The sequence below is a fragment of the Aldersonia sp. NBC_00410 genome (assembly GCF_026342035.1).
Classification (GTDB): Bacteria; Actinomycetota; Actinomycetes; order Mycobacteriales; family Mycobacteriaceae; genus Aldersonia.
On the sequence record NZ_JAPENM010000014.1, the window covers coordinates 72,836 to 91,330 of the forward strand.

Genomic DNA, 18,495 nt, shown 5'->3' on the forward strand with positions numbered 1-18,495 from the left:
CTCCAGTTGAATCCTGCGCATCCTGCAAAGGAGAGCACCACTCATGTCCACCACCACATCCCCAGCCCCCCAACGATCCCGCTTCGGGCGCCTGATCCGCGAACTGTGGTTCCAGGTGATTCTCGGCGCCGCCATCGGCATCGCGATCGGCTTACTCGCCCCCGACGTCGGCGCCGCCCTGACCCCGCTGAACAACTGGTTCATCGCCCTGGTGAAAATGATCGTCGTCCCGGTCGTGTTTTGCGTTGTCACACTGGGCATTGCGTCGATGGACAGCCTGCGCAAAGCCGGCCGCATCGGGGTGAAGGCGCTGTCGTACTTCATCCTGTCGATGGTCATCGGCCTGGTCGTTGCGAATGTCTTCAAACCAGGGGCCGGACTGAACATCGACCCGGCCACACTCAGTAGCGACGACATCCCCGGTGTGGATAGTCATGGACCCATCACTTTCGTCGGGTTCGTGACCGATCTGATCCCCGAGTCGATCTTCGGGGCCATCACCGGACATGCCATCCTGTCTGCGCTGCTGGTGTCGCTGCTGTTCGGCTGTGCGCTCAACGTCACCAAAGATCAAAGCGCCGTCATCACCCGGCTCATCGAGGCCACCTCGGTGGTCGTGTTCAAGATCGTCAGCTGGGTGATGCGACTGGCACCGATCGGCACATTGGGTGCGCTGGCTTCGGTGACCGCCGAATACGGCGCCGAGAGCCTGCAACAGCTGGGCTTCCTGATTCTGGTGTTCACCCTGACCTGCGTCATTTATGTACTCGTCGTGCTCGGTGCCATCAGCCGGGCCTGCGGCCTGGGCCTGTTCCCGGTGATGCGCTATTTCAAGGCCGAGCTGCTCATCGCGCTGAGTACCTGCTCGAGTGAAGCGGTGTTGCCGCAGCTCGTACGCAAGCTCGAAGAGCTTGGCGTCGGAAAATCCGTTGTGGGACTGGTTATCCCGGCGGGTTTCTCGTTCAACCTCGACGGCTCCGCGGTGTATCTGACCATGGCATCGCTGTTCCTGGCGCAAGCGGTCGGGATCGACCTGTCGTGGCAGCAGCAGCTGGTCATGATCGGCGTCATGATGCTCACCAGCAAGGGCACCGCAGGAATCGCCGGCGGCGCGTTCATCGTCCTGGCCAGCACCCTCACCGCGGTCGGTCACATCCCACTGGCCACGCTGGCGCTGATCGTCGGTATCGACCGAATCCTCAATGAGGGCCGTGTTTTCATCAACGTGCTCGGCAACGCGCTGGCCACCATCGTGATCGGCAAGTGGGAGAACGACTTCGACGTCGACAAGGCACGACGCATACTCGGACAACACACTCGTAAGGCCAGGAAGTCGGCCGCCGCCGATGGGACTCCTGCGATCGCCCAGAAGCCGGTCTCGACGACCGATGTTGCCGAACCGGTGATTGCACCGGTGCGCGCTCAGAACGTATCCGTGATGCGCCGTGGCGATCGCAACCCGGTGCTCATGGCGGCGACGTCACACGCCGCCAGCAAGTAACAGAAGGACGGACACGATGGCGACCGTAGTGGTGACCACCGACTACCTGACACCCGGTGACCAAGTGCACGGGGCGTTGACTCGTGCCGGGCATGAGGTCCGCTACGCCCCCGCCGGCGGAGCCCGCGACTCGAAAGAGGCGAAGGCCCTGTTCGACGACTGCGCTGCCGCGATCGTGGCCAGCGAACCGATCACCGCCGACATGCTCAGCGGCGCCGGCCATCTCCGAGTAGTGGCCCGTAGTGGAGTGGGATACGACTCGATCGACACCGCAACGGCGACCGAGCTCGGTATCTGGGTCTGCAACACCCCGGGTGTCAACCACCACGCCGTCGCGGAGATGACCTTCGCCCTGATGCTCGACGTCGCGCGGCAGCTGTCGGCGGTCACCTCCGGTGTGCAGGCCGGGCGGTGGCCGCGCCAAGCCGGCACCGAACTGCGCGGTGCGGTGCTCGGGGTCATCGGTTACGGACCAAGCGGGCGCGCCGTCGCTGATCTCGGGCGCGCTTTCGGCATGACCGTGCTCGTCACCACGGCCCATAACCAACCCGATCGCGAGGGTGTCGAGTTCGTCGATCTCGACACCCTCTGCGTGCGGGCCGACTACATCTCACTCCATACCAAGGCCAACGCCGACAACGAAAGCCTGATCGACCGGCGCCGACTGGCTATGATGAAACCCACTGCAGCGCTGATCAACACCGCCCGCGGCTCGCTGATCGACGAATCCGCCCTCATCGACGCCCTCGATGCCGGACAGTTGGCGGCCGCAGCCCTCGACGTGGTCGCCGTCGAGCCACTGCCACCCACGTCTGCGCTGCTGGGACGTGACGACATCATCATCACTTCCCACCTGGCCGGGCAAACCCAGCAAGCCCGAACCCGAGCCGGACTCGCCGCCGCCGACAACGTGATCGCCGTCCTCGACGGTCGCCGACCCCCGTCCCCGGTCAACGAGCCCGCCGTCACCGCCGCCCACAGCTGACCACAACCCCAACCGAGCGAAAGGAACCACCGCTCATGACATCCACGCATCGCATCGCCGTCATTCCCGGCGACGGAATCGGCAAAGAGGTGGTGCCGGAGGGCCTCAGGGTGCTCGAGGCCGTTGCGTCGGCGTTCGACTTCACCCTCGACTACGAGCAGTTCGACTTCGCCTCCGTCGACTACTACCTAGAGCACGGGCAGATGATGCCTAATGACTGGTTCGACACCCTCGTCGGATTCGACGCACTGTTCTTCGGTGCCGTCGGCTGGCCCGACATCGTGCCCGACCACATCTCGCTGTGGGGCAGCCTGCTGCAGTTCCGCAGGCACTTCGACCAGTACGTCAGCCTGCGGCCGGTCAGACTCATGCCAGGCGTGACCAGCCCGCTGGCCGGCCGCAAACCCGGCGACATCGATTTCTATGTCGTGCGCGAGAACACCGAGGGCGAGTACTCCTCCGTCGGTGGCAGGATCTTCGAGGGCACCGACCGCGAGACCGTCCTCCAGGAAACGGTGATGACCCGCACCGGTATCGACCGGATCCTGAAGTATGCCTTCGAGCTTGCGCAGAGCCGTCCGAAGAAGCACCTCACCTCGGCGACCAAGAGCAACGGGATCTCGATCTCCATGCCCTACTGGGACGAACGCGTCGAAGCGATGGCCGGCGACTATCCCGAGGTCGAGGTCGACAAGTACCACATCGACATCTTGACCGCGAACTTCGTGATGCACCCCGACTGGTTCGATGTCGTCGTCGGGAGCAACCTGTTCGGCGATATCCTCTCCGACCTGGGACCGGCATGCACCGGCACCATCGGCATCGCGCCCAGCGCCAACATCAACCCGGAGAGCGTCTTTCCCAGCTTATTCGAACCGGTCCATGGTTCGGCCCCCGACATCGCCGGCAAGGGCATCGCCAACCCGATCGGGCAGATCTGGTGCGCCAGCATGATGCTCGACCATCTCGGTGAAACCGAAGCCGCGGCAGCGGTGCTGACCGCCATCGAAACCGTCTTGGCCGCAGGCGAACTCACCCCCGACATGGGCGGCACCGCCAGTACCGAAAGCCTCGGCAAAGCCGTCGCCGACGCCATCACCCGATGAGCACCGGACTGCACGCCCAGTCCGCCACCGGCTACATCGGGAATGGGTGGGTCACCTACGGCGACCCAGATCGCCCGGAACTCGGCTATGTCAGCGCCGGCGCCGTCGAACCGGTGGCCCGACCGTCGGGCGAGTCGATCAATGACGCACTCAGCCGCCGTGCGCGACCTGTCTCGAATTCGACAGCTGCCCAACGGCGATCGGTCCGAGAGGTCACCGTGCTGCCCAGCAGTCCGCAGCCCGGCAAGATCATCGGCGTGGGCGCCAACTACTACCAAACCGGCGACGCGGTGAAACCCGCCACGTACCCGGTGTTGTTCACCAAGTACGCCGCTTCGCTCGTCGGCCCCCACGACGACATCGTTTTGCCGCCCGAAACGACCCACGCCGACTACGAAGGGGAACTCGCCGTCGTCATCGGGGCACGAGGCCGACGTATCCCCGCCGACCGGGCGCACGAGCATATCCTGGGCTACTCGGTCGCCAACGATGTCACGCTGCGGGACTGGCAATCACGCAGCCACCAGTGGCTGCAAGGAAAAGCCTGGGACCGCACCACGCCACTGGGGCCCGTGATCGCCCCCGCCGAGCGGGTCGATCTGGCAACCGCGCGCATCCACACCGCCGTCAACGGAATCACCGTGCAACACGGCTACATTCGCGACATGATCCGGCCGGTACCCGAGCTGATCGCCACCATCTCCACCTTCACCACTCTGGAACCCGGCGACGTCATCCTCACCGGCACACCCGCACACCTGATCCCGGGTGGCCCCACTCCCCTGACGGCCGGCGATCTGGTCACCATCACCATCGACGGGATCGGCCGGATCTCCAACCGATTCACCGCCACCTACTGACCACAACAACCCACCCTCACCGCCGCCCGGATCGACACTCTGGAGACTGCCTTGGCGCACACCTCTGCTCGCATCGACCACGCCCTCTCGCGATCTTGGCTGCTGGTCAACGCAGCACGGCCCGACGACATCGCTCGCGCGGTCGCCTGCGATGCCGACCAGATCATCCTCGACATCGAAGACGCCGTCGACCCCGCCTACAAAGACGCCGCCCGCCGCGCCACCGCGAACTGGCTCGACCAGTCCGGCAATCACGCCTGGGTTCGGATCAACGACGCCTCCACCGAATACTGGGCCGACGACATCGCCGACTTCCGCTCCCGCCCAGGGCTGGTGGGCGTCGTGCTCGCCAAAGTCGAATCCCCACAGCACATCACCGACACCGCGTCGCGACTCGGGCGAGACCTGCCGATCGTCGCACTGATCGAATCGGCGCTCGGAATCGAGGCGGCCGCCGCGATTGCCCGGACTTCCGGTACCTCCCGCCTGGCTTTCGGCAGCGGCGACTACCGCCGCGACACCGGCGCCGCGGCCACCGACCTGGCCATGTCCTACCCGCGCTCGCGACTGACTATCGCGTCCCGTCTCGGCAGCCTGCCCGGCCCCATCGACGGCCCCACCACCGGCCGCGACCTCGACGCCCTGCACTCCCACACCGCCCTCGCTCGATCACTGGGCATGACCGGCCGACTGTGTCTGTCCCCCGGACAGACCTCCGTCGTCAACAACGCCATAGGCCCCAGTGTTGACGACATTCGCTGGGCACACGAATTTCTCGCCGACTTTCGCACCGCCGGAGGAACCGTCCGCGACGGCAGCGACAAACCCCGCCTGGAGCAGGCCACGCGCATCACCCGCCTCGCCGACGCTTACGGCATCTGCGCCTCCCCGATTTGAGTCGGCACCCGAGATAGCGAGATCGCAAGTCCTGTTAAACGGTTGTGGCTCCCATGGCTGGAGTCGGCTGTCGATCCCGCTGCGGACCGACACACTGACCCACTGAACCACTGGCATCGCTCTCGCTGGGCCGAGACCCACATTCCCAGCCGTGCGGGACTATGGATTCAGGTGAGTGACCACGACCACAGCAAATCTACAGTGGCGACTGTAGACAATCCAGGTTGTCCGTTGTAGCCTTTGTTCCGTTGATACAGAGACGATCCCAAAAGGCGTGGTAGAGGACGAACTACCCGCATGAAGGAACGAGTTGGTGAGCAGGGCGGGACGCATCGAGAAAGTGTGTTGATGTGTGTTTTCCGGAAGACTCGATGCGTCCCGCCATCTACCGGGGCAACTAGATCGGCTCGGTAGAAAACGTAGGAAACAGGAAGTTGCAGGACATGCGACGCCCGCCGGCGTCGCATCCGGGGCGGTAGCGAGATTGCTGTCCCGGAAACATCGGAAGATCCCCGATTGGGAGGTGGTGCACGGTCAGCTGTTACACGGTCGCGTCCCGTCCGCCGAGGCGGGGCAGAAGTAAGCAGACCAGCCGAATGGCTGGTCTGGGTAAGTGAATCCCCTTGGGCCCCGGCGCCGCACAGGCGCCGGGGCCCCGTCTGTGTACACGAATGGCGCCACGTACATTCCGGCGAAACCGAACGACAGCGGCCCGGGAGGCAGGTTCGACGACGAGGACTTCCCGGCGTACAGCATGGGGCGCGCCGCCGAACTCCTCAGTGATTTCGGAGCTTCCAGGTCAGGACAGACTCGCCTCCCCCAGTCGGACCAGCTGGACCGGGCCAACCGGCCCGTTGGCCAGATACTTGGCCACATGGACACTCGACCAACACCGTGGTCGCGTGACACCCGATGCCGTGATACCGCGTGCCGCAGCCGAACATGGCCCACCTCTTGATGATCGAGATCGTCGAGCGCTGTCGGACGCCCCCCCTCGGTCGGTGCCCACCGCATCGCCGTCACCGGAAAGCCAGACCGCTACCGACCCCGGGGACTTCGGCATACACGAGTCTCACGGCGCTCTGAATGAGCAGATTTGCATTGAGTCGTCGACAGACTTCGTGCGGGCGTGTATTGCCGACGCCGGCCGGACCGCGGGACAGCCCAATGTTGAACTGCCCTGGCCGCAGACTCGGTGTGCAAGATCGCCGACAGCCATCGGGACGCGAACTGGCGCAGAGCGCCACGGCCACGTCTGCGCCGGCGACAACCTGGCACTGCTTCTAAGCGAATATCTCTGCTAGCCCCGTCTTTTCACCATGCGCTTGCTGATGAGCTGGTTGGCCGTGGACTCGAAGATCGAGGTGGCCGCGACCGGCATCTATGTCACGCTGGGCTACGTGAGCTCTCGGTGGCGTTTCGACCGTCGTCCAGCCCTAGCCGCAGGCGGACGACGTGGCGTGCCAAGTCCAGGATTGCCGGGTCGTCGTGCAGGACGAATTTGGTGTCGGCGCCCAGCAGTACCGCATGCAGTTCGAAGGCGAGCCGGTCGGGATCCTCATGGGCAGGAAGTTCGTGCTGCGCAAGTGCGGTAACCACGAAGGACCGGAGCAACACCACGAAACCGGACTGGATGGCGGCGACCCGGTCCCTGACCGGCCCTGGGCGGGTGCCCATCTCCAGCGCCGTGGCAGCGAAGAAGCAGCCGCCGGGGAACACGCGGCGCTGCACGTAGCTGAAGAACGCCTCACACACCGCTGCCAGCTGGGCCAGCCCGGGACGGACCGCGAGCGCGGGTTGTACGACTTCTGCGTCGAGAATCCGCTGCGCCTCGTCCACGGTCGCCAGCTGGAGTTCCTGCTTGGAGCCGAAGTGCGCGTAGAGACCGCTCTTGCTGATGCCGGTGGCGGCGGCCAGGTTTCCGATCGACAGGCCCTCCAGCCCGTCCACGGTGGCCAGCGACGCCGCAGTGCGCAGGATCGCTGCGCGGGTTCGCTCACCGTCGGCGCGCGGATGTCGTTGCGCGCGGTTGCGCTGATTCCGCGGGTCGGTCATCACTTGACAATACAGCACGATCGGTCGTACATTACTGTTTAGTACGACCGTTCGTGCTAATTATGTGGGCCGGGCTTGGGCCGCAGCCCTGTAATCACCTCAACCGCAGGGAGCTTCGCCATGCACACAACCAACATCGTCAATGGCGTCGACGTCGACCGCCTCTCCGGAACCATCGACGCCGTCACCGCCACCCCCGCCCTGGCGCGGTTTCAGTTCCGTGCCCGCAACGACTGGATCGAGGGCGGATACAGCCGCACGACGATCAAAGACTTCTACGGCGTCGGCCAAGAAGACGTCACCCGCACCGAGCCGTTCACCGTGGACAACGACGAGCCGCAGGTCCTGCTCGGCGAAAACCGAGCACCCAACGCCGCGGAATACGTCCTGCACGCCCTCGCGGCGTGCGTGACCGGCACGATCGCCTACCACGCCGCGGCCCGGGGCATCGCAATCGACGGCCTGGAGACCACGATCCAGGGCGACGTGGACCTGCACGGCTTCCTCGCGCTCGACAACGATGTCCGCCCTGGCTACGAGCAGGTCCGGGTCACGATCAAGGCCACCGGCGACTTCGATGACACGCAACTCGCCGAACTCGCCAGCCTCACCCGCTACTCGCCCGTTCGCGACATCGTCAGCAACCCCGTCCCCGTCGCCATCGACCTAGCCCGGGCCTGAACGATCCGCGCGATGTCATTGGCGCGCTGACAATGAAAGCACCGTCACCACAGTATGTTTGAGAACGCGAGCTGTTGTTCCAAGTCTTCACCGAACGCGAAGAACGCTCAGCGGTGGCGATCGCTTCCAACGAATCTGGTGCCCTGCGCCCGCAACGAGTCCCGCGCGGCATCCCACCGCGACGACAGGACGTTCGTCCCGCCCGCACTATTGTTTCTGGACCCGGCAGTGCCATTGCCGCACCGCGTATTTCACGAGCCATTGGTCCCAGCGAGGCGCGAGAACATCTAATTCCGCTCCCCCGCAACGCCTTCGGATCCAATTGGCGGACGAAGCGCGCTTTGGTGAAGGTCGCGTTCCGGATCGACCCGACCGGACTCTCCTGCCCGAGTGAGGTCGGCGCAGTCGTCACTTTTGCCGCTACGACATCGCGACCGGTGCGCCACGGCCGCTCGCACCTCCGGTCGTGTGCTCTGCGGTGAGCGTCTCCGCTTCTGCTCGCTGGTCCGCGGAGTAGTCGATCGTGCGTCGAGTGTTGGCCAGAGCTGTGACCGACGCGTTTCCGAGGGGGCCGCATCGGTCGTAGACCTCGACTGTGGCGACGGCCACGCCCAGGTGCTGGACGTGGTCGAGGGTCCGAAGCCCGATTTCCATGCCGACCGGCCGTCGGGCGAGGGTGAGGCTGACGTCGGTGTTGATGTATCCGATCCCGCCGCTACCCCAGTTGGCGACCATGTTCGTAGTGTCCGCGAGGGCGGCAACGCCCTGGAACGTGCTCATCGGCTCAGCGAGGACGATCGGGACCGCGGTATGCCAGGTCTGATGACGACCCGCATTCTGGTGGTCGCCGAACCGGACGGACCACGGTTGGTCGCTGCCGATGTAGGGCGGTCGGGGCTGCTCCGATGCGGGAGCGATGGACAGCGGCGGGGGAACGCCTCTGTCCGCCGGCGTCCAGATGTCGCCGTCGGGGTTCTCCGAAGGTCGAAGGAATAGCGCGCTGCCACGAGCCGCGACATTCCCGGACTGATGAAGGGCCACGTCGACCTGGGTCAGCCGGCCGCTGCTGCGCACCACTTCGGCCACTACGGTCGTGAAGGCGGCTCGGGTCGGCCTGGACAGGTCGGCGTGGAAGCGGGCGGGTACGAAGTGCTCGCGATCCAGCCCCCGAAGCGCGTTCTCCGCGCCGCAGGCGAGCAGTCCGCTGACCGCGACGCCGTGCAGGTGGTCCCAGTTCCAGTCGCTGCGGGCCAGTTCGAGTGGTTCGAATCCGTCATTCGTGCGACGGAAATAGGCCGGGATCATGTGGTCGCGTTGTCGAGGCGCCATGGTGGTCGTCAACCTCGGTCCGGCGTGTGGGTTTGGGCCGATACGCAGGCGCCGTCCAAATTGCACATGGACCCACCTTAGAACGTGTTCTATGGTTGATGGAACGCTGACTGGACATATGTCTAGCCTCATGTCCGCACGAGGTGGGGAGTTATGCCCGGTCGAGTTTCGACGAGGGCGGTCTGGGCCGCTGAAGGAGCGCAGTGAGCACGACCGAGTTCAACATCGCCCTCACCCACGAGGCGATCAGTGAGGAGTTGGCCGACCGTGAGGCGCTGGTGTGGCGCGACCGGCGACTGACCTACGCCGAGCTCACCGACCGCAGCCGCCGGCTCGCGACCTACCTGCACCGAGCGGGGCTCGGTGCGCGTAAGGCACGGCACGAGCTGGCCAACCATGAGTCCGGCCAGGACCACGTCGCGCTCTATCTCTACAACGGCACCGAGTACGTCGAAGGCATGCTCGGTGCGTTCAAGTCGAGGTGCGTGTCGGTCAACGTGAACTACCGCTACGTCGCGGACGAGCTGCGCTACCTGTTCATCAACGCCGATGCCCGGGCCGTGATTTACCATGCGCGATTCGCGCCGTCGCTGGCCGAGGTGCGGGACTCGCTGCCGAATCTGCAAGTGCTGCTTCAGGTTGCCGATGACTCCGGCGAGGAGTTGCTGCCCGGGGCAGTCGACTATGAGGAAGCACTCGCCTCCGTGCCACCCGACCTGCCGGACGTGGGGCACTCCCCGGACGACCTCTACGTGATCTACACCGGCGGCACCACCGGCATGCCCAAGGGCGTGCTGTGGCGCCAACACGACATCTTCATGTCGACGATGGGCGGCCGTACACCCGGTGTGTGGGACCCGGTGACCTCGTACGACGACGTCCGCGAGCGCGCGCGCAATGGCGGTATGGGCCCGATGGTGATGGTGCCGCCGTTCATGCACGGCGCCGCCCAGTGGGCGACCTTCGTCGTGATGCACAACGGCTCGACGGTCGTCGTCCCCGATCAGAACCGACACATGGACGCCGCGGACGTGCTGCGCACAGTCGAGCGCGAGAAGGCCATGGCCATCACGGTGACCGGCGACGCCGTCATGCGGCCGCTCCTCGACGAGATGAGAACCGGCAAATACGACCTCTCTTCACTGGCGATCATCGGCAACGGCAGCGCCGTACTGACCCAGGAGATCAAGGACCAGGTTCTCGACCTGCTCCCCAGCGCGCTGATCAACGACTCGGTCGGCGCCTCGGAGACCGGGGCACAGGGCACACACCTGTCCTTCAAGGGCAGCTCAGCGACCGGACGGTTCAACTCGGGACCGGGCGCCGTGGTCGTCAACGAGGACCTCTCCGCGCTGGTCGAGCCCGGCCACATGGGAAACGGCTGGCTGGCTCAGTCCGGCTGGGTGCCGCTGGGCTACCTGGGCGAGGAGGACAAGACACGCCAGACGTTCCCGATCATCGACGGCGCACGGTACGCAGTGCCCGGAGACCGCGCTCGTCTGATCGGTGATGGCGAAATCGAGTTGCTCGGACGCGATTCGGTCACCATCAACACGGGCGGTGAGAAGGTCTTCGCCGAGGAAGTGGAGAAGGCGATCTTCAGCCACCCGTCGGTGCGGGATGTCACGGTCTGCGGCCGCCCCCACGCGCGCTGGGGAAACGAGGTGGTCGCAGTCGTCCAGCTCGCCGACGGCGCGACGGCAACCGAAGCCGAGCTGGAGACCCATGCCGGCCGGCGGATTGCGCGGTACAAGCTGCCCAAGAGCTGGGTCTTCGTCGATCTCATCCAGCGCTCTCCCTCGGGCAAGGCGGACTACCGATGGGCGCGAGCCGTCGCCGAGGCAGCTGCCGGATGAGCGCCACATGCTCCGCACAGGTCCACTCGATCTCGAACCCTCCATCTTTCTTGTCGGAGGAACTATGACCGTGGCTCTACCACTACCGGATCGCCGCAACTGTCGGGCAGCGCGATCAGTGAGCAGGGTGCGGGTTGGCGCGTCGGCCGGTAGGTGGAGGGCACTCCGTGGTGTTCGGTGATCTCGCGGTAGGCCGCTACCGCGACTGTCGGTCGTCGGGTCAGGGTGGGGTCGTGGACGGCATCGACGCTGTAGAGACCGAAGCGGGAACCGTAGTCACCCCATTCGTAGTTGTCGGTGAGGCTCCAGTAGTTGTAGGAGACGACGTTGATGCCGTCTCGGCGTGCGCGCTGAATCCAATAGACGGTGTCGCGGAGGTGGTCGTCGCGGCGGTATCCGTCGGCGCGGTTCTGATCCGCGTCGGTAGCCAATCCGTTCTCGATGACCCGCAGCGGTTTGTTCGGATATTTGGCGGCGAAGTAGCGCAGCACGTAGTACATGCTCTCCGGTGATTGCGGCAGATTCCAGAACGAGCCGCCCGAGGCAACGAACGACGACAGTTCCGACGGGGCGATCGAGTAGTACTGGTCGACGCCGATGAAGTCGAAGGAATCGACCATACGGTCGGAGAAGACGGCTTCCAGCGCCGGCTCCACACCGGGCAGTGGGATGTAGGCGATGTTCGAGGAGACCTGGCCCCCCGGCTGCACGGCGTGGATGTAGGTCGTGATCGCCCGATGAGCCTCGATGATCCCGTCGACCATGAGCCCGGTGTTCGACGGCGCCAAACCACCGTAGGTCAGTTCCCGCCGGACGTATTCGCTGGGCTCGTTGAAGGTGATCCAGATCGGCTCGGCCCATCTGTAACGATCAACGACACGTCGCCCGAAAGCGGTCAGGGCTGCGGGCATCTCCGGGTTGTTCCACCCACCACGATCGACCGCCCAACCGGGATGGACCCAGTGATTCAACGTGATCATGGGGCGCATGCCGGCGGCTACGATGCGGCCGATCACCGCATCGTAGAACGCCCAACCGGCCGCGTCGTCGACACCGGGCTGCGGCTCGATGCGCGACCACTCCACCGACAAGCGATAGTTGTCCACACCGATCGAGGCCGCCCTGGCAACATCGCCCTCGTATTGGTGGAAGAAGTCCACGGCGTTTCCCACCGGCTCCTGCAGCTTCCCTTCGTTGCCGTAGCGCAGGTAGTTGGAGTCCTGGTTGAAACCTTCGGACTGGAAACCGGATTGAGCCACGCCGAACTCGAAGTCCGCTGGTAACACGGGAAGGTCTTCGGCTGCGGAGGGCGCCGCGAGGGCGGTGAGGGCCAGCACCGAGACCACTGCGCACAGCATCGCGGTGACAGTTGCCGATTGACGCATACCTTCCTTCGTTTCTGAATCCACGAAACTGCGTCGTGGGCACCCCCACCCGGGTCGGACAGTCGATCGAGGTGAACAGCGATCACGCCGCGCGTGCGGCTCGACACGCCACATTTGGATACGTTCACGTATCCAGGTACGTCGATGTCTTCGGAATTATTGGGTTCGGACTGAGTAGTGTCAAGGAGGCACACTCGACATGAACTGTCCTGCAGGAGTAGTTGGCGCGGACAGCTCCCACCACATGGAAATCTCCAACCGTTGCTTGGCGGGTCGGGTCTGCTGAGCTAATCGTCCGAAGAGCTGGTCGAGCTCAGGTGCCGTCAAGCGAGTTCTCGGAGGGACGGCGGGCAGTGATCATCTCCGTCATCTCGTTCACCCAGGTGTCGTCGAGGGCGGCGTCCTGGCGAATGAGGATGCGGAAAATTGCGGTGCCCGCGACCACCTCGACGAGCATGGGCAATTGGTCATCGTCGCGGCGCTCCTGACCGAAGCGTGATTCGAAAGCGGTCAGATTCCCGGCCAATCGGGCGATCATCATGTTGTGCAGTTCGGGGTCGGCAACGGTGTCGGCGATCAGACCCGGCAATGCCAATCGCACCTCAGGTTTGTCGAAGATCACCTGGATTGTCTCGACCAGAGCCCTGATCTCGTTGCGGATATCTCCCGAATGGTCCGGCGTGGGAACCGATTCGGCGAACAACACTGCTTCGTGGACAAGTTGCGCCTTGCCCGACCACCGCCGGTAGATGGCAGCCGTGGTGGTCTCGGCGCGCGCGGCGATCGCCGACAACGACAACGCGGAATAGCCCGTCTCGAGAATCAATTCTCGGGTGGCGGCAATGATCGCGGCATCAATCCTGCTGTCGCGCGGCCGTCCCGGCGCCGACTGCGCAGACCCCTTGCCATCCTTCGGGCTTTCTGCTGTCATGACTTCATCATAGTTCCAATATAGTGTGCATCGTATTTGAGGGAGTGCTTGTGAACTTGAGCCCGCTCGACGAGTATCCGATTCATCAGGCGCCTGTGCCGTTGACCTGGCCGGCCACGTCCGATCGAAACTTCTACGACCGGTCGTATTTCAACGTGCTCGACCGGGACGGCCGCTTCATGGCGCTGACCGGAATCGGCTACTACCCGCGCCTCGGCGTCAAAGACGCCTACTTCGTCGTCCGTCGCGGCGACGTGCAGACCGCGCTACACCTGAGCGACACGATCGACGACGACCGCCTTCACCAGAACGTCAACGGCTACCGTCTCGAGGTCATCGAACCACTGCAGGAGATGCACCTGACACTGGCGCAGACCGAAGGAATTTCCGCAGACCTCACCTGGCGCGGGCTGTTTCCTGCCGCCCTCGAGAAGCCGCACGAGATGCTCACCGAGCGGCGAGTGACGTTGCAGGCGTGCCGCTTCGCCCAAGTCGGCTCCTGGGAGGGCTGGATCGACGTCGACGGCGAACGGCTGGAAGTCAGACATGACACCAGCGTGGCGAGCCGCGACCGATCGTGGGGGATCCGACCTGTCGGTGAGGCCGAGCCGGCCGGTCGGCCGGACGCTTCGTTTCGCGGAATGTGGTGGCTCTACCTGCCCTTGGCCTTCGACGACTACCAACTGTTCTTGATCCTGCAAGAGGATCCCGATGGCCACCGTAGCCTCTACGACTGCACACGCCGCTGGCGAGACGGCCGCGTCGAACAACTCGACGGAGTGCGCGCCACCATCGACTACAAGACCGGAACCAGGATTCCGCAGGGCGCCCACGTCGAGTTCATGAACCGTGCAGGGGACCGAATACAACTAGATGTCGAATCGAAGCTGTTCGCGCCTATCGCTTTCGGGTCGGGGTACGGTGGCGACTCCTCGTGGGCACACGGCAGCTGGAAGGGCGGTCCGTTCGCCGAACGCGTCAGCTTCGACCTCACGGACCCGGAGGTGATGGCCCGAGCGCCGTTCAGTCTCATCGACCACGTCGGCAAAGCTGTGTGCACTGAAGCCGACGGGACGATCCGCGAGGGTGCGGGTTTGTTCGAGCACGGCGTGATCGGCCCGCACCACCCGTCGGGCTTCTCCGACTGGACAGACGTAGCGGACTAGGCGCGACTTTAGTGAAAATCATGACAGCGCTGTTCGGGCCCACTGATGCGGTCGAACGCGCACAAGTGCTCGAGGAAGCCGGTGCATCCGGCGTGTTCACCTTCGAAGGACCGTTCGACGTGTTCACGCCGCTGGTGCTCGCATCGTCGGTCAAGGGACTCGACGTGATGTCGAACGTCGCGATCGCGTTCCCCCGCAATCCGATTCAACTCGCCCATCAAGCCAACGATCTGCAACTGTTGAGCGAGGGGCGCTTCATCCTGGGTCTGGGCACGCAGGTGCGTGCGCAGATCGAGAAGCGCTACGGGGCGCAGTTCGATCGTCCAGTCGCGCGGATGAAGGAAATGGTGGGGGCGTTGCGAGCGATCTTCGCGACGTGGAATGAGGGCGAACGGCTGGACTTTCGCGGTGAGTACTACCGGCATACCTTGATGACGCCGACCTTCGTACCGGGGCCGAACCCATTCGGTCCGCCGCCGATCTATCTCGGAGCGCTCGGGCCTCGGCTGACCAAAGCCACCGCAGAAGTGGCCGACGGTCTGTTGGTGATGCCTTTCGGATCGAAGCGGTTCCTTCACGAGACGACGCTGCCGGCCGTTCGCGACGGTCTGTCTGCTGCCGGCCGGAGCGAGGACGATTTCGAAGTGGTGCCTGAGATCATCGTGTCGGTAGGTACCGGACGAGACGACGACCATGCCTCGACTCGGATGCTGCTGGCGTTCTACGGCTCCACCCCGGCATACCGGCCGGTGCTCGACGCCCACGGCTGGGGCGATTTGCAACCGGAACTCAACGCGATGTCCAAGCAGGGCCGCTGGCAGGAGATGGCCTCGTTGATCGACGACGACATACTGCACACGATCGCCGCCTGTGGTACCCCGGCCGAGGTGGCCGCGCACATCCGTGACCGCGTCGACGGTGTGTCGGACCGGATCTGCCTGTATCAACCGGGCCCCATTGAGGTCGATGCGCTCGCCGAAATCGTCGACGCATTGGGAGGATCATCATGTCGCTGACAACAATCGAACTCGACCGGGTCACTGACGACCGTTACGGCGGCAAAGCGGCCGGACTCGCGCAGTTGCGCCGCCTCGGACTTCCGGTGCCGGTGGGATTCGTCATCGCTGATGCTGCCGAGCGGGTCACCATCGATGATGTGGGAGAATTGTTCTCCCGAATGGCCGCAGTCGGCGCGACCCCACTGGCCGTCAGGTCCTCGGCAGTCGGGGAAGACGGTGACGACCAGTCATTCGCAGGGCAATACGACACCGTGCTGGGTGTGGACTCCGTCGATGACTTCGCCGCGGCCGTGCAGACGTGCGCCGCCTCCGTGCATTCGCAACGAGCCTCGGCCTACAGCGGGCAACCCAAGGCCACCATGCATCTGGTGGTGCAGCATATGGTGGACGCGCGCGCCGCCGGCGTTGTGTTCACCGCGGATCCGGCAACCGGCCGGCGCGACCTGACGGTGATCGACGCCATCGCCGGGCTCGGCGAAGCGCTGGTCGACGGTACGGCGTCTTCGGACCACATCGTCCTGGATTCCCGCGGCAACCCCGCCGTTCGCGATGTCGGCGAGGTGCCGGTGTTGTCGCCAGATGAGGTGGCGGATATCCGGTCCGCAGCCCTGCGCGCTGCGCAACACTGGGGCAGGCCAATGGATCTCGAGTGGGCGATCGACCAATCCGGCAAACTGTGGTGGCTGCAGGCTCGACCGATCACCACTCTGCCCGGTGATCTCAGCGAGATGGATTCGCCTCTCGCGGGTGCAGACCACGTGTACACGCGCTGCAACATCGGCGAGATGATGCCGGGAGCATTCTGCCCGTTGACCGCATCGGTCTCCGGCTTCGCCATCGACTACGCGATGCAGATGACGCAGGTGGTGGCGCGGGCACAACAGAGCTACGAGCAGCCGTGGCTACAGGTCGGCTATTTTCAGGGCCACATGTTCCTGAACATGACCGAGGGGACAGGTCTGAGCGCTGGGCTCCTGGGCAATTCGTTGGAGCAGTTCTCCATCTCGATCTGCGGTCGGGTGGTCGACGAATTGGAGCCAAAACCACCAAAACGGTTCGTTAGCAAGCTGATCAACACGGTTCGGCTCACCACGTACGCGTTGTCCGCCGGCCCCGCGATTCGGCGCCTCGAGGAGCAGATCGCCGAGTTTCACATCCCTACGAGCGATGACCCTCGACTCGTGTTGCACCAGTTGAACTCTGGCGTGCAGCAGTACTGCGATATCACGCTGACACATGTGCGGTCATCATCGCGCGCGGCGGTTGCCGCCAACATTCTGGAAAGCGTCCTGATGAGACGAGCAGTCAAGGAAGGACGTGGCGAGGACGAGGGTCGAGCCGAAGCAACGCGACTCATGGCCGGCGCCTCCGATGTCGAGAGCGCACTTATGCTCGAGGAGCTCGATTCGGTGGTGAACACCATCGCTGCCGACGACGCGGCCGCCGAGAAGTTCTTGGCGGAGGAGCCGGATGTCGCGGTCAACGAGCTGCGGGCCACGCGTAGCGCCAGCGGTATGGCGTTGGAGGAGTTCTTGACCCGTCACGGTCACCGCGGCTACCGCGAGCTGTGCATGCGTGACCCATCCTGGGCCGAGGATCCGGAAGGGCTGGGTGCCATGATGCAGGTGATGGTGCGCTCGGCGCTCGATCCAGCTGATCGGGGACCGGCAAGGACCCACGTTGAAGCGCCCAGATCTTCCACCATCAGATTTCTTGCCCGGTTGGCGCAGGGCGGTGCACGTGGGCGCGAGGAGACGAAATCGAAGATGGCGCTGATGGCGCATGCGCTCAAGCTGGGCTACCGCCACCTCGGTGAGGTGCTGGTCAAGGTCGGACGACTGCCCGACTCAGATCTGGTGTTCTTCTTCGACCGTGCGGAATTGAACCGGGTCGTTGGTTCGGAAGACGTCACCGGCCTCGTGCAGAGCGCGCTGAAGCGTCGGGAAGCGCTGGCGTTCCAGAACTCTCTCGAGTTCGACGACGTGTCTGTCGGGCGACCGACCCCGCTCATCGCCCGGCCTCAGCGCGGTGTCACCGACGATGAGATCATCGGCCGACCCGCAAGTCGCGGAACCGTGGAAGGTGTTGTGCGCGTCGCGAAATCGATCGTCGATGCGCGCGAGCTGCAGCGGGGAGAGATCCTCGTGACGCCAGTCACCGACGTTGGGTGGACGCCGTACTTCACAGTCATCGCGGCGCTGGTCACGGATATCGGCAGCTCGGTATCCCATGGCGCTGTGGTGGCGCGCGAATACGGTTTGCCCTGCGTCGTCAACACCTTGGTGGCCACCCAGTCGCTCGAGACCGGCGACCGTGTACGCGTGGATGGAGACCGAGGCGTGGTCACCCGTCTCGACCAGTCCTGACCTGTACGCCGAGCGAGGTTTGGACCGCGGAACGGGCGAAGTTATTCGCATACCGCGCGAATAACTCGACACCAAAGTCCCCGGCACCCTCACCGCCTGGGCACGCACCAGACGCGGCGACTCGCTCGGCAGATGCCCCCTAGGCATCCCCGCCCGCCGGAGGATCACTCGAAACAGACCAATGGATCCCCCGCCATCGCCATCACACCCGTAAACCCCAGAGCCGCACACCGCCCTGAACACCGTCGAACCGGCAACCTGCAGCTCGCCGAACTCCACGCCGCCGGACGGGCCTGCCCCGACAACGAAGACGCCCGGCCTGTACGGCCCCTCGACCAGGTGCGATTCGTGCTGTGGA

The 18,495-nt window shown here is 64.6% G+C and carries 14 protein-coding genes; 10 read left to right on the forward strand and 4 right to left on the reverse strand.

Going from position 1 to position 18,495, the window contains the following annotated elements; translation table 11 throughout:
• Positions 1 to 43: 43 nt before the first annotated feature.
• From OG921_RS24865 to OG921_RS24885, 5 genes are read left to right on the forward strand one after another with little or no spacing between them, the layout of a single operon-like run.
• Complete coding sequence (locus tag OG921_RS24865) at positions 44 to 1,501, forward strand: cation:dicarboxylase symporter family transporter (RefSeq protein ID WP_266115223.1); 1,458 nt, start codon at positions 44 to 46, stop codon at positions 1,499 to 1,501.
• Between the two features lie 16 nt (positions 1,502 to 1,517).
• On the forward strand, positions 1,518 to 2,486 hold the full coding sequence (locus OG921_RS24870) for a phosphoglycerate dehydrogenase (RefSeq protein WP_266115224.1): 969 nt from the start codon (positions 1,518 to 1,520) through the stop codon (positions 2,484 to 2,486).
• Positions 2,487 to 2,521: 35 nt separating this feature from the next.
• The gene (locus OG921_RS24875; protein ID WP_266115225.1) at positions 2,522 to 3,592 is read left to right on the forward strand and encodes a tartrate dehydrogenase; all 1,071 of its coding nucleotides are present in this window, start codon (positions 2,522 to 2,524) and stop codon (positions 3,590 to 3,592) included.
• Positions 3,589 to 4,452, forward strand: coding sequence for a fumarylacetoacetate hydrolase family protein (locus OG921_RS24880; RefSeq protein ID WP_266115226.1), 864 nt, complete (start codon positions 3,589 to 3,591; stop codon positions 4,450 to 4,452). Before OG921_RS24875 ends, OG921_RS24880 begins: the two co-directional genes overlap by 4 nt.
• Positions 4,453 to 4,503: 51 nt before the next feature.
• Positions 4,504 to 5,349, forward strand: a complete 846-nt coding sequence (locus OG921_RS24885) for a CoA ester lyase (protein ID WP_266115227.1) — start codon at positions 4,504 to 4,506, stop codon at positions 5,347 to 5,349.
• 1,386 nt (positions 5,350 to 6,735) lie between these two features.
• On the opposite strand, the gene OG921_RS24890 is transcribed toward OG921_RS24885, so the two are convergent.
• The gene (locus OG921_RS24890) at positions 6,736 to 7,404 is read right to left on the reverse strand and encodes a TetR/AcrR family transcriptional regulator (RefSeq protein WP_266115228.1); all 669 of its coding nucleotides are present in this window, start codon (positions 7,402 to 7,404) and stop codon (positions 6,736 to 6,738) included.
• Positions 7,405 to 7,524: 120 nt separating this feature from the next.
• Here OG921_RS24890 and OG921_RS24895 point away from each other — a divergent pair, with 120 nt between their 5' ends.
• Positions 7,525 to 8,085 (forward strand): OsmC family protein, encoded by a 561-nt coding sequence (locus OG921_RS24895; protein WP_266115229.1) that lies wholly within the window; start codon positions 7,525 to 7,527, stop codon positions 8,083 to 8,085.
• 420 nt (positions 8,086 to 8,505) lie between these two features.
• Here the strand turns inward: OG921_RS24895 and OG921_RS24900 are convergent, their stop codons facing one another.
• Entirely contained in the window at positions 8,506 to 9,414 is a 909-nt protein-coding gene (locus OG921_RS24900; RefSeq protein WP_266115230.1) for an acyl-CoA thioesterase domain-containing protein, read from the reverse strand.
• Positions 9,415 to 9,617: 203 nt separating this feature from the next.
• Between OG921_RS24900 and OG921_RS24905 the strand changes: the two genes are divergently transcribed.
• Complete coding sequence (locus tag OG921_RS24905) at positions 9,618 to 11,270, forward strand: acyl-CoA synthetase (RefSeq protein WP_266115231.1); 1,653 nt, start codon at positions 9,618 to 9,620, stop codon at positions 11,268 to 11,270.
• 62 nt (positions 11,271 to 11,332) lie between these two features.
• On the opposite strand, the gene OG921_RS24910 is transcribed toward OG921_RS24905, so the two are convergent.
• Positions 11,333 to 12,655: a family 1 glycosylhydrolase gene (locus OG921_RS24910; protein ID WP_266115232.1), complete on the reverse strand. Its 1,323-nt coding sequence runs from the start codon at positions 12,653 to 12,655 to the stop codon at positions 11,333 to 11,335.
• A 313-nt stretch (positions 12,656 to 12,968) separates the two neighbouring features.
• Positions 12,969 to 13,586 carry a TetR-like C-terminal domain-containing protein gene (locus tag OG921_RS24915; RefSeq protein WP_266115233.1) on the reverse strand — a complete coding sequence of 206 codons (618 nt, stop codon included), beginning with the start codon at positions 13,584 to 13,586 and terminating at the stop codon, positions 12,969 to 12,971.
• A 44-nt stretch (positions 13,587 to 13,630) separates the two neighbouring features.
• Here OG921_RS24915 and OG921_RS24920 point away from each other — a divergent pair, with 44 nt between their 5' ends.
• From OG921_RS24920 to OG921_RS24930, 3 genes are read left to right on the forward strand one after another with little or no spacing between them, the layout of a single operon-like run.
• Entirely contained in the window at positions 13,631 to 14,752 is a 1,122-nt protein-coding gene (locus OG921_RS24920; protein ID WP_266115234.1) for a hypothetical protein, read from the forward strand.
• A gap of 11 nt (positions 14,753 to 14,763) precedes the next feature.
• Positions 14,764 to 15,768, forward strand: coding sequence for a TIGR03617 family F420-dependent LLM class oxidoreductase (locus OG921_RS24925; RefSeq protein WP_266115235.1), 1,005 nt, complete (start codon positions 14,764 to 14,766; stop codon positions 15,766 to 15,768).
• The gene (locus tag OG921_RS24930) at positions 15,759 to 18,137 is read left to right on the forward strand and encodes a PEP/pyruvate-binding domain-containing protein (RefSeq protein WP_266115236.1); all 2,379 of its coding nucleotides are present in this window, start codon (positions 15,759 to 15,761) and stop codon (positions 18,135 to 18,137) included. The genes OG921_RS24925 and OG921_RS24930 overlap by 10 nt, the downstream gene beginning before the upstream one ends.
• Positions 18,138 to 18,495 lie beyond the last annotated feature (358 nt).